Genomic DNA, 12,153 nt, shown 5'->3' on the forward strand with positions numbered 1-12,153 from the left:
GAGTGATCATATTCATGACGCTGGCTTATGATTCGAACATGTCCGACATGTCCATCGAGCACCTTGCGTCCGCGATCGACCTGCACACCATCCGGGTCGTGGGGCAGGTCGCCGAGCAGGGTTCGCTCACGGCCGCCGCCGAGGCGCTCGGGTACAGCCAGCCCGCGGTGAGCCAGCAGCTGCGCAGGTTCGAGGAGCGCACGGGCATCGCCCTCGTCGAGCGCGTCGGTCGCGGCATCCGCCTCACCCAGTCCGGCCGCGTGCTCGCGCGGCACGCGGGCGCCGTGACCACCGTGCTCGAGGCGGCGGCGGGCGAGCTCGCCGAGATCCGCGGTCTCCGCGCCGGCCGTGTGCGGCTCGTGGCGTTCCCCTCGGCCTCGGCCACGCTCGTGCCGCGGCTCATCGCCGCACTCGCCGCGGAGCATCCCGGTGTCACCGTCACCTATGTCGAGGCGGAACCGCCCGAGGCGGTCGCCGCGGTGCGCGCCGACCGGGCCGATGTCGCCATCACCTTCAGCTACCCCGGCGACCGCGACGACCCGCACCGGGCGAGCGCCCGCGGGCTCGACGTGCAGGCGTTCTGCGACGAGCCCATGCAACTCGTGCTGCCCGAGGGGCACCCGGCCGCGACATCCGACGTGGTCGATCTCGCGACCCTCGCCGACGACCAGTGGATCGCCGGGTGCCCGCGCTGTCGCGGGCATCTGCTCGAGCTGACGGATGCCGCGGGCTTCCGCCCCCGCATCGCCTTCGAGACCGACAACTTCGTCGCCGTCGAGGGCATGGTGGCGCAGGGGCTCGGCGTGGCGCTGCAGCCGTCGCTCGCGCTCGCGGCCTCGCAGCGGCATCCGGGCGTGGTCGCCAGGCCGACGGCGCGCGCCGACATGCGTTCGCTGCATCTCGTGACTGCCGGCGGAGCCGACCGCGTGCCGGCCGTCGGCGCCGCGCTCTCGGTGCTCCGCGGGCTCGTGGCGGCGTCGTGACCGGCGCGACGGGCCCGGGCCGGTCGATACGATTGGGGCGTATGTCCGAGACAGCTGATCCCACCACCACCGCCTCCGGCAGCGACATCCGTGTCCGCTTCTGCCCCTCGCCCACCGGCACGCCGCACGTCGGTCTCGTGCGCACGGCCCTCTTCAACTGGGCGTATGCCCGGCACACGGGCGGCACCTTCGTCTTCCGTATCGAGGACACCGACGCGGCGCGTGACACCGAGGAGAGCTACGAGCAGATCGTCGACGCAATGAAATGGCTCGGCCTCGACTGGGACGAGGGTATCGAGGTGGGCGGTCCGCACGCGCCATACCGCCAGTCGCAACGCCTCGACCTCTTCGCCGGCGTCGTCGAGCGGCTGAAGGCCGCGGGGCACGTCTACGAGAGCTACTCGACCGCCGAGGAGATCGACGCCCGCAACGAGGCCGCGGGCCGTCCCAAGCAGTTCGGCTACGACAACTTCGATCGCGACCTCACCGACGAGCAGCGGGCGGCCTACCGTGCCGAGGGCCGCGAGCCCGCGTTGCGCCTGCGCGTGCCCGACGACCTCGACCTCGGGTTCGACGACCTCGTGCGCGGCCGAATCGACTTCGCGGCCGGCTCGACCACCGACTTCGTCGTCGTACGACCCAACGGCGCACCGCTCTACACGCTCGTGAATCCCGTCGACGACGCCATCATGGGCATCACCCACGCGCTCCGCGGCGAAGACCTCCTCTCGTCGACCCCGCGCCAGATCGCGCTCTATCACGCGCTCATCGACATCGGGCTCACGACGTTCGTGCCGCGGTTCGGTCACCTGCCCTACGTCATGGGCGAGGGCAACAAGAAGCTCTCCAAGCGCGACCCCGAGTCGAACCTGTTCCACCACCGCGACCGCGGGTTCATCCCTGAGGGCCTCGTCAACTACCTCGCGCTTCTCGGTTGGGGCTTCGCCGCCGACCGTGACGTGTTCAGCCGCGACGAGCTCGTCTCGAAGTTCGACGTCGCCGACGTGAACCCCAATCCCGCCCGGTTCGATCTGAAGAAGGCCGAGGCCATCAACGGCGACCATATCCGCCTCCTCGACGAGGGCGACTTCGCCGCGCGCACGGTGCCCTACCTGCAGGCGGCCGGTGTGGTCGACACGCCCATCACGCCCGCGCAGGAGGCCGTGCTCGCGGAGGCGGCGCCGCTCGTGCAGCAGCGCATCGGCCTGCTCGGCGAGGCGCCGGAAATGCTCGGGTTCCTGTTCACGGATGCCGCGGGCCTGTCGTACGACGACGACGCCCTCTCGGGCCTGCCGGCCGACGCGTCCGCCGTGCTCGCGGCGGCACGCGAGGCGCTCGACCGGCTGCCCGCCGAGGCCTGGGGGCACGCCGAGATCGAGGAGGCGCTCCGCGACGCCCTCGTCGACGGACTGGGATTGAAGCCGCGCGTCGCGTTCGGGCCGCTGCGCACCGCCGTCTCGGGGCGACGGGTGTCGCCGCCCCTCTTCGAGTCGATGCAGATCCTGGGCAAGATCGACTCGCTCGATCGCCTCGACCGGCTCGCCGCGCGGCTCGCCTGAGGCACCGGGGGGCCCGCGCAGCGCGTCGGTCGGCGTGCCCGTCGAGGTCCGCGCAGTTTGGCCGGGCCGCCCCGCGTAGGCTAGAGTTGCATGTCGGCCCGGGGCTTCGGTTCTCGGCCATTGGGGTATGGTGTAATTGGCAACACGGCTGATTCTGGTTCAGTTGTTCTTGGTTCGAGTCCAGGTACCCCAGCCAGATTGATGTTACTCAAACCATGGTCAAATGAACTAGATCTTGGTCTGGTAGAAGCAGAGCTCCTCGCACTTGTGCGGGGAGCTTTTGTCTTGTTCGGGACGTGCTGGGCGCGCGCGAGTTCGTACTGGCCGAGGACGTCCCGCACAGCCGCGTTCGTGGCGTTCCGCTCGCCTGCCACGTGGACTTCGTTGTCTTCGACAGTCACCACAAGAGAGCTGAAGAATGACCTGCCGCGCTGATTTCGGATGGTGGGCCCTCTTACGATGAGGGTGCTACTGGAAGAGAGAGCAGCATGTCCGTATCGCGTAGGCGATTCACGCAGGAGTTCANAGTGACCTGCCGCGCTGATTTCGGATGGTGGGCCCTCTTACGATGAGGGTGCTACTGGAAGAGAGAGCAGCATGTCCGTATCGCGTAGGCGATTCACGCAGGAGTTCAAGGACGAGTTGTGTCGGGAGGTGATCTCGACCTCGAAGCCGATCAAGGACGTCGCGACGGCGTATGGTGTCGGCCCGGAGACGCTCCGCAACTGGCTGATCAAGTACCGCGAAGCCAACGGTGGGACCGAGACCGAGCTAACGGTCTCCGAGCGGGCCCGGCTGAAGGAACTCGAACGCGAGAATCAGGAGCTTCGGGCGGAGACCGCGTTCCTGAAAAAAGCGACGGCCTACTTCGCACGGGAGCAGCGGTGATGGCCAAGTACGAGTACGTCGACTCCCAGAAGAACCTGCCGGGCAACACGAATCCGGTGGTGAAGATGTGCCGATGGTTGGGGGTGTCGACCTCGGGGTTCTACCACTGGCTGACCCGCCCGCAGTCAGCGACCGCGGCCCGCAGGGAGGCGCTCACCGTCCGGGTGAGGCACTTCTTCGACGCTTCCGACGGCACCTACGGGTATCGGCGTGTCCACGCTGACCTGGCCGATGAAGGGACGGAGTGCTCCCCGGAGCTGGTCCGCCAGATCATGCGCGATCAGGGCCTGGTCGCGTGCCAGCCGCGACCGTTCCGGGTCACCACGGACGCGGACGCCGAGGCTGCTGCGGGCATGCCCGATCTGGTGGAGCGGGACTTCACCGCCGACCGGCCCGGGGTGAAGTTCGTCGGCGATATCACCTACATCCACACCTGGCAGGGCTTCGTCTATCTCGCCACGGTGATCGACTGCTACTCGAAGAAGGTCGTCGGTTGGCAGATCGCCGACCACATGCGCGCCGAGCTCGTCGAGGACGCCTTGCGGCACGCCGCCGCGACAGTCGTGATCGAACCGAACGCGATATTCCACAGCGACCGCGGCAGTGTCTACACATCGGGCGACTACCGGGCACTGATCGGCCGTCTCGGGATGCGTTCCTCGATGGGAAGGACGGGCGTGTGCTGGGACAACTCAGCGGCCGAAAGCTTCTTCTCGAGCTTGAAGAGCGAGCGTGTCCACCGCACCGTCTACGCGACCAAGGCGCAGGCTCGTCGCGATCTGATCAGCTACATCGAAGGGTTCTACAACAGCCGAAGACGTCACTCCTCGCTCGGCTACCAGTTCCCCAACGACGTCCACTACGCTTACCAACAGCCGGCCACGGCAGCGTAAGAATCAATCGAATCCGCTGTCCGAAATCCGCGAAGCAGGTCACGGGAGAGTGGCGAGCGGTTGGGGTTTGGGCGGCGCCGGTTCGGCTGGCCCGACTCGGTCCGACGCAGAACGCAGAATCTCCCAGACTCGCTCCGTCCTCGCCGCGAAGATAGGCCACCTCGGGCATGGACAGGATTCACTGATGTCGCGTCCGTAGACATGCCACGACTGCGGCGTGAGGCAGTCTGCGCACATCTGGTCGGCTTCGAGTCGCGGCACAGCAAGGAGGGCGCGGAGCCGACGCTCATGGACGTAGAGCTGGCTCTGAAGCGATGACTTTTCCTTGCGGTCTTGGGTGGTCGCGAGCGTCTCGCGGAGTTCAGCCGTGGACTGTTGGAGTTCGCCTACTCGTTCCTTGCGCTCGTATCGGTACCAGATGAGGTTCCAGCTGCGGCGGTCGCGAGGGAGCCTGCCGTTCTCATCGACGACGTCCTCACGATCCCCTACGACCGTCGACAACCGAGCGATCGCCTGTTCGCTGGTCGTGATACTTGCTTCCAGTTCTGCGATCTGCCGGGTACGCCGGTGCGCATCCATCGAGGGATAGAGCACGCCGCTGCGGTAGTCGGCGATCTCGCGGAGTTGGTTGGCGTGGATCACCTCTCGTTCCAGGAGCGCGAATCTTGCCTTCTCGCGGTCGGCGTCGTACCGGGTTTTGTCTCGTTCCCAGCGCGCTTCATCTGCTTCTCGCTCGGCACCTACCTTGCGTTTGATCGCGCCCATGCGTGCACCGATCTGACGCTTGGAGAGCGGACGGAAGTCTCGTTCGGCGCGTTCCCACTCGTCGGTGACATGCTCGGCGCGGGCGAGTTGTGGGGCGAGTTCCTCCTCGCGCCAGGGGTTCCAGTCCGTTTCGTGCCAAATCTCAAGCCACTGCACCCGGGCGTGGAGGAACTCCTCGAAGCTCGACGTTGCGCCGGGCTTTGGCTTCCAGAGGATGCCCTCGTGCTCGTGGATCTGCTCAGGGGGCATGATCGTGGCCGCATCCATGAATCCACGATCCGCCCGGCCGGGCATCTGCGCCAGTGAACAATCGGTGTCAGGACGTTTTGAGCGACGCGGGAGCGACGGCGGGCCCGCGTGCGTCGATGTAGTCATACTGGTGCCACGCCTGCTCCAAGATCGTGTTCTTGGGGAGTGCATGAAGGTCGTTCATCACCGACGAAAGCGCCCACGTGCGCTTCTCCGGGTCAGCAACAATCGAGAGCAAGAGCCCGGCTGCTTCGTCCTTCTCGAGCATCACGAAGTGCTCCAGCTCACGCAGCGACACGACCTGTGACGCCGTCGCACCCAGGGCACCGTACTCGGGCAGGATGCCGGCGTTGCCGAGGTAGAAGGGCTCCGCGGTCACGATCATCCCGACGATCGGACGGTCGCTCGGCAGATGTGCGAACGCCGGGTGGCGATCGCGGATGAACTGTGCCGTGCGATCGATCTGGGCACGCGCCTTCCCGATCGATCGCGCGACTACTGCGCCGAGCGAATCATCTGCCGCCTTCGCGCCGAGCGTCATACGAGCCGACTTGCACTCGACGAGCACGACGGCCTGGTCGGTGACCCAGAACCAATCGACGGACTTCTGGCCCTTCGCGTACTCGATCTCGCCCTTGACGTGGTCGCCGCCCAGAAGGCGGAGCTGGCGACCAACATACTGTTCAACGCGATCGCCGAGGTTATCGGCGAACGGCTTGCCCCAGCGTCTTATGCCGACGTAGTAGAGGTTGCTGGGGAAGATCGCGCGAGACACGAGCATCGTTTGGGGTGCCCACACGCCGGCCGCACCGAGGTCGATCAATGGCCGCGCCACAAACGGATTGAACGCAAATCGCTGCTTGTCTTTCGACACACCGGTGGCCTCGCTGTGTAGCGCCCGTGCTTGCTCGACGGTCGCCGTGAAGTAGTCGGCGAGCCCAATCAGTTGCTCGCGTGGTGCCACGCGCTCGAAGACCTCCTGCATGTGTGGGGCGTCGAACAGTCCACGGTCGAGTCGACCGCCGTTCATGACAACCCAGCCATGCAGCACCAGTGCCGCCCGCGCAGCCTCCGCGAGAGACATTCCGAAGACATCCGCCCATGGAATGGGAGTGCCCAAGCTTGGATCACCGAAGAGCGCCCACACGCGTGACAGTTCCTCGAACTCGGACTCGCCGTAGGCAAACTGCTCGTACACGAGCGGCGTCATGATGTCCGAGAGGCTCGGCTCGCCGATGGTGTCGTCCGAGTCGTTAAACAGGTTGTAGAGGCGGTTGAAGTCCGAGTCGCTGGGGCTGCCGCCATGGCGGTGTTCGTTGGAGTAGAGCACGGACTCGCGCGCCATGGCAGAAGCCGCCCAGGGCCAGCGACCGCCATTTCGCTGGTCGCGCGGACGAACGAGTGGGTCGAGCTGCGCGGTGTGTGTCGCCAACGCCGGGAGGAACTTCGAGGGTGGAAAGCGCCGCACAGCCTGCCGGAAATCGACGTAGCGGATCGATGGTCCCTCTGGCGGCATACGCAGACGCTACGGCACGGCACCGACACTCCAGTTCGTGGTCCACTACGCCCGAACCAAACTCGCGACACTGGAACGCCTCCAGAGGGTCAGCTCACAGCTGCGTTGTGGAAGGCGGAGGCGGCCATGCGTCTCGGCAGGACGGGAGTCCTGTGCGCGCGCAACCCGTCCTGATCGGATCGCGGCCGCCACGGGTTATCGCAACGCCATCACGTTCTCTTCTCCCCACGAGCCTTCGCCGTAGAAGTTCGTGTCGACGACGACCAGGGCACCAGGCTGTCGGCCGGAGGTCATCTGATAGGCGAAGTTCCACTCCGCCGTCTGCCCTGTCACGATCTTCTGATTGCAGGGCTGGTTTCCGGGAATTCGAGGAGTCTCGAAGGTCTCGGCCATCTGCCCGCCCTCGCTGTCGTATCCGCGGATGAACGTGTCGTAGTTGCCGCAGGTCAGGTCGACGGCATTTGGGCCGGTGACGGTGTACGTGGTCTTGACCAGCACGAGCTGCGTTCCGGCAGCAGGCGTCAAGGGTGCCCCGTCAGTCGTCTCGATCTGGTCGAGTATCTCGGCGCTGTTTACGGTCAGGTGGAAGTTCTTGCTTTCGAGCGTTTGTCCGACGGCCATCACGGTGGGGGCAGGCGGGGCTTCGGGCGTCGGCTGCGCCGCAGCCGAAGGCGTTGTCCGCACTTCGGCTTCCTTGGTTGCTGAGGGCGACGCGGCCGCCTGCGCGGGAGCTTCGCGATTGAGCAGCGATGATCCGACTGCAACGCCTGCGCCGACGAGGAGCACCGCACCGACTGCGATGCCGGCGATGAGGAGCCCTCTTCGCGACTTGGGAGGCGTCTCAGGGGTGGATTCTGAATTCAGTGCCGGAGTGCTGGCGGATGGCTGTGGAGGCTGCTCGTCGGTCCAATCACTCCCGTTCCACCAGCGGATGCTTCGAGGCCGGTCGGGGTCCGGGTACCAGCCGGGGGTGCGTTCGCTCATAGGTAGGAAACGTATCGTGCGTCGACGACACCAGCCGAATCAGCGCCACAGTCGAGCCGTCAGGTCAGGCTGTCTGCGTCTCGTCCAAGTCGAAGGTCTTGAAGCCGCCTGGGGGAGTGGCGTCGCTGAACGCTGCCATGTTCTCCAGGTGGTGGCGCATGTAGAACTCGGTGTAGATCATGCGCTTCCAGAGCGACTGTCGGCTGCCGTTGAGCGTGAAGTCTGCCCAGGCGCGGATCTCGGGAGCGATGAAGACGCCGGTGAGGTCGGCGACGACCTCGTACCGAGAGATCGGCTTGCTCGTCGTGAACCGGCCGACGAGGAGTTCGCCTTCAATCTGGCTGTACGGCTCGACGGACTCGTCGAAGACCGCGGTGACACCCTCCGGCACGCGCAGTCGGATTCGATGCTCGTCGACGCGGCCCAGCCCGACGTGGGCGGTGCGATGCCGGTCGGTACGCGCCAGCTCGTGAATCCAGTAGGTGAGATTGCTCTCCGGCCCGTAAGGAGATTGGTAAGGCTGGGCTACTTCCAACTTGTCGAGGATGTCGCTCGGCACTCCGGATAGCCGCTTGCGCTGGTCGCGGAACTCCTCCCGCGTCGAACAGATCGGATACTGGATGCGCTCAGGCTTCGGTGGTGGGTTCTGACCGGTCACCGCCGCAACCCAGGCGTAGAGCCCGTTGTCGAGCGCGGCGCGAAGGGCCGCGAGCCACTCGCTGAAGATCATGGACAACTCGAGTGGCGCAGGCTCCCGCATCACCGCCAGGATCTCGAACGAGCACGGCTCGACCTCGCGCACGTCGATGTCCCACGGGTGCACCGAGATGTAGTCCGTCCACGCCGTTGAAAACTCGCGCCGCTTGGCCTCCGCGCGGTCGATGCGTGCGAAGGCGAGGTCGAAGAGTTCTTGCACGATGCCAGGCTACGAGCGGCCGCCGACGTGGTGCCGTACGAAACGGCCTCAGAGTCCCTTGCGTCGCTTCTCGGCTGCGACGTTGTCCATCAGGGTCATCGGGAGGATCAGATCGTCCGACGTGTTGTCGAGCCTGGTCAGTAGTTCGGTGTCGTTCGTGAGGCGGGCGACGACCCAGCGCGCGAGCATGCAGGCTGCGGCTACGACGTAGGTCGCCTGGTATTGGTACCCGTAGTCCTGGTCGTAGTTGATATGGAGTTCTTCCTCCTCGCCAGGCGTGATGAAGGCCGTCACCGCCGCATGAGTGACGTGCACCTGCTGGGAGAGGATGTGGTAGCTGGTCTCCAAGAATCTGTCTTGGTCAAGGTCGCGCAGCATGTTCATGAATGGCGGCAGGCGCTTGCCGTCGGGCGGCGAGTCGAGCTTCGTCACCTCCTCGGCCAGCTCGTGGTTGTTTAGCCACGCGGCCAGATTCGAGTAGTGCTCTTGGCGGTCGTGGGCCGCGGTGACTCGGAAGCGGTCGATGCCGCCCTGCACGACGAAGATCCACTGCAGCGTGACGGCGTGCTCAAGCGATGCCCGAGCCAGTGCCACCGCCTCGGACCCGTAGCCCGCGCGCGAGAGGCTGAGATAGGCATCCGCGTAGCGGATGGTGCGTGCAATCACACCGTAGAGCAGAAGAAACTCATTGGCGTGTGGGCTGAGGACGTCGTAAGGGCTCGCGAATGATTAATCTGTGCGTGTCGTGGGGTTGAGGGTGTAGTTCCATTCGGGGTGCCAGTCGTGGCGGGTGAGGATGCCGTCGGCTTCGAGGGCTCNGAGCGAGGTCGGGATCGGCGAGAACTTCTGAGATCAGGGTCGTCAGGGCAGACTGGTTCTGGGTCATCGTGGGATTCGCTTCCTTGCTTCTTGGCGGAAACAACTGGGTCTCCCACGATGGCCCCTCTGACGTCAACGACGACAAAGACCTCGCAGGAATTGACACCACGCTACGAGACGCACCCCCTCGTCGAAGGCTAGCGTTTGTCACCCGATCATGCGGGAGTCCCTGTCCGCACTAGAGGGGACTTGTTTGCACGAAATCGGTAAGTGATCCTTACATCCGGCGCCGGCGGCGGAAATTGCGAGTCAGTGAACCTAAAAGGAGAAGCATGTCATCTGGGAGTCTTGGTCAAGAGGTTTCAGCGCAAACTCCGGATTATGTCTCTTGACTCAGTTGGTGACAGCAACTGAAGTAAAAAGAGCAGTCGTCCTGACGTTCCGCACTTCTCGATCGCGTTTTGGGCCCCCGCTTCACTGGGCTTCGGTCGAGTTGTAGACGTTGGTGGGGATGTGTAGGAGGTCCAGGACCTGNCCCCGACCATCTAGATGTACCGGGTCAGGACGTTGGTCGCAGTCGGCTGATCGGGGTTTGGCGCGCCGTAGCCGAGCGGCACCGATTGCCAAAACAAAGCACCCGCTGAAACAGAAGTCAGCCGATTCACCTCGCGGACTGCCGACCTGAGTCCTGAAGCCGGCTCCACAAGAGGGCTCGTCCGCGAAGTTCCCCGGCCCCGGCTCGGGGAAGCAATACGCGTGGTTCACGTCAGCGGCGCCCGCCGAGGTAGCCGCTCATGCTGAACGGCTGGAGCAATGAGTCCTTTCGCAAGTTCAGTCGAACTGTATGCTCCCCGGAGTCCAGTCGACGACTTTCGCCGTCGTCGCGTGGTCGTCTTCGCCGGGGACGAGGCGGAACGTGTCTCCAGAACGCAACGCTGAGGGATCGACGCTGGAGTCCAACACGATCGAATGCGTGGTACTCGCAATAGGGTGATCAATCGAGTACGTCCTGTTCCCGAGAAGGAACATGGGCGCCTCGACCTTGACGAGGGTGTGCGTGCCGGCCTGCGCTTCGATGGCAAGCGCCACAATTCGTTCCGCTTCGGCCGGCTCTTCGGGCACCTCCAGCGTGGCTTCGGTCCACCGCCAGCGATGCGGCGTACCATTGTAGATCGACGCGAGGAGCGAGAGGTACCGGAACTGGCCGTCGGTGACCTCGGTGACGTTGGGCATCACGAGGACAGATGCCGTGTACTCCTGCAGTTGAGCGAGTTGCTGTGCCACCGGCCGCTGGATGGCTTCCAGGGCAGTCGGCATCACGGCGCCGCGTGCCCGAATGAGCGGCTGCGCGCTGGCCGTCTCGATCGAGATGACGTCGTCGTCGGATGCTGAGCAGAGTGTCGATCTCGTCGCGGACTGCTTCAGGGTTGCGCCCGTCGACGTCTCCCATCTTCGCCTCCGCGCCAGCGTCTTCCCCCGGCTTGAACCGGAGCTCGAAAGCAAGCGTCCTCTCCTGGGTGTCGACCACGAGGCGGACCCAGCCGGTGTCCACGCCGACCGTGTGCGCCATGACCCGCATCGGCAGACGGAATCGGACTTCGCCGTCGCCCGTCACGCATCGCAAGTACAGCGATGGGCTGTCCTCACGCTCGATCTCGACGAAGGAGATAGTTGATTCAACAGGTTCCTCCTCGGCAAAGGGGCCACCCACTGTCTGTGCCCTGACCCGTGCGTCTGTGAAGGGAATCCCCCACTCAGACCGCGCGAGCACCGCGTCGTGCTCCGGTGTTCCCGGCGTCGCTAGAAACTCGAGGTTCAGGCTGATTGGATCGATCTGGACGGCGTCGGGGGTGCGAGGCACGACGGACACGTACTTCCATCGCGAGTCACCGAGATAGGTCATCCGGTGAAAGACCGCCGGGTCGTCCTTGCTCGGCAGCGGAACCTCATTGCCACTGGGCACAGACCGAGTTCCATACTCGATGTGGTAGTTGTCATGGACGCTGTCACGGATTGCGTCGAGCGCATCCTGCCGCGTCTCGATCGCATCGAGCATCGTAAATGACTCGCCTCGCTCGACGGGTGAGGACGCGAGCATCGCCTTCTGGCTGATGAACTGCTCGAGCACTCCTTCTCCGTGAATGAACCTCTGCATCGTCTCCGGATAGCGGTCCGCGAGGCCGGCGATGAACGCGTCGCCATCCCACTGGCGAGGAAAGGCCGACCCGGCCGTCAGGTCGTCGAACTCGCGGACGCGCTCTTCGGTCGGCGTCCACGGTGTGACGAGGTGATATCGGGCGATCCGCTGCTCACCGGGGTGACGTGCTCTGCGACGAATCGCTCCCAGGACGCTTTCACTTGGCGGAACTGTTTGTTGGTCATCGCTGTGGTGAAGCCTTTGACCTGCCAGATCTCAAGCCCCTCGTCCGTCGCGAGGAGGATGTCGATACCTCCATCGCCTTGTGACGGATTCACCTGCCGCGCGGCCGGGTACTCCCGACGCAAGAGCGTCGCGATCAGGGACTCGATAGATTCACCGCTTCGCTGCTGAATCAAAGGCCAGTCGTAGGTGGGCACACCC

The 12,153-nt window shown here is 65.0% G+C and carries 11 protein-coding genes and 1 tRNA gene; 5 read left to right on the plus strand and 7 right to left on the minus strand.

From position 1 onward, the window contains the following. The first annotated feature begins 38 nt into the window (after window positions 1-38). The 4 genes from IEX31_RS01440 (at window position 39) to IEX31_RS01455 (ending at window position 4,323) form a co-directional block, all read left to right on the plus strand. Entirely contained in the window at window positions 39-983 is a 945-nt protein-coding gene (locus IEX31_RS01440) for a LysR family transcriptional regulator (protein ID WP_229662018.1), read from the plus strand. Between the two features lie 41 nt (window positions 984-1,024). Then, a complete protein-coding gene (gene gltX / locus IEX31_RS01445; RefSeq protein WP_188741643.1) occupies window positions 1,025-2,542 on the plus strand; it encodes a glutamate--tRNA ligase in 1,518 nt (505 codons plus the stop codon). A 121-nt stretch (window positions 2,543-2,663) separates the two neighbouring features. Next, window positions 2,664-2,738 (plus strand) — tRNA-Gln (locus IEX31_RS01450). Window positions 2,739-3,139: 401 nt separating this feature from the next. Further along, window positions 3,140-4,323, plus strand: a protein-coding gene (locus IEX31_RS01455) for an IS3 family transposase (RefSeq protein ID WP_188741644.1) whose coding sequence is annotated in 2 segments (ribosomal slippage) — window positions 3,140-3,401 and window positions 3,401-4,323 — 1,185 coding nt in all. Because the reading frame shifts where the segments join, the coding sequence is not laid out codon by codon here. A 39-nt stretch (window positions 4,324-4,362) separates the two neighbouring features. On the opposite strand, the gene IEX31_RS01460 is transcribed toward IEX31_RS01455, so the two are convergent. The 6 genes from IEX31_RS01460 to IEX31_RS01485 form a co-directional block, all read right to left on the minus strand. Then, window positions 4,363-5,355, minus strand: coding sequence for a hypothetical protein (locus tag IEX31_RS01460; protein ID WP_188741645.1), 993 nt, complete (start codon window positions 5,353-5,355; stop codon window positions 4,363-4,365). A 49-nt stretch (window positions 5,356-5,404) separates the two neighbouring features. Beyond that, entirely contained in the window at window positions 5,405-6,853 is a 1,449-nt protein-coding gene (locus IEX31_RS01465) for a hypothetical protein (protein WP_188741646.1), read from the minus strand. Between the two features lie 195 nt (window positions 6,854-7,048). Continuing rightward, window positions 7,049-7,837 carry a DUF2510 domain-containing protein gene (locus IEX31_RS01470; RefSeq protein ID WP_188741647.1) on the minus strand — a complete coding sequence of 263 codons (789 nt, stop codon included), beginning with the start codon at window positions 7,835-7,837 and terminating at the stop codon, window positions 7,049-7,051. 64 nt (window positions 7,838-7,901) lie between these two features. Next, window positions 7,902-8,639: a hypothetical protein gene (locus IEX31_RS01475; protein WP_188741648.1), complete on the minus strand. Its 738-nt coding sequence runs from the start codon at window positions 8,637-8,639 to the stop codon at window positions 7,902-7,904. 162 nt (window positions 8,640-8,801) lie between these two features. Further along, complete coding sequence (locus IEX31_RS01480; protein ID WP_188741649.1) at window positions 8,802-9,419, minus strand: DUF5677 domain-containing protein; 618 nt, start codon at window positions 9,417-9,419, stop codon at window positions 8,802-8,804. Window positions 9,420-10,403: 984 nt separating this feature from the next. Beyond that, window positions 10,404-10,889 (minus strand): hypothetical protein, encoded by a 486-nt coding sequence (locus tag IEX31_RS01485; RefSeq protein WP_188741650.1) that lies wholly within the window; start codon window positions 10,887-10,889, stop codon window positions 10,404-10,406. Between the two features lie 19 nt (window positions 10,890-10,908). Here IEX31_RS01485 and IEX31_RS01490 point away from each other — a divergent pair, with 19 nt between their 5' ends. Next, on the plus strand, window positions 10,909-11,247 hold the full coding sequence (locus IEX31_RS01490; RefSeq protein WP_188741651.1) for a hypothetical protein: 339 nt from the start codon (window positions 10,909-10,911) through the stop codon (window positions 11,245-11,247). Between the two features lie 557 nt (window positions 11,248-11,804). Here IEX31_RS01490 and IEX31_RS01495 read toward each other — a convergent pair. Further along, complete coding sequence (locus tag IEX31_RS01495; RefSeq protein ID WP_188741652.1) at window positions 11,805-12,149, minus strand: PDDEXK family nuclease; 345 nt, start codon at window positions 12,147-12,149, stop codon at window positions 11,805-11,807. Window positions 12,150-12,153 lie beyond the last annotated feature (4 nt).

Origin of the sequence: Agromyces bauzanensis, from assembly GCF_014645655.1 — a bacterium.
GTDB classification, from domain to species: Bacteria; Actinomycetota; Actinomycetes; order Actinomycetales; family Microbacteriaceae; genus Agromyces; species Agromyces bauzanensis.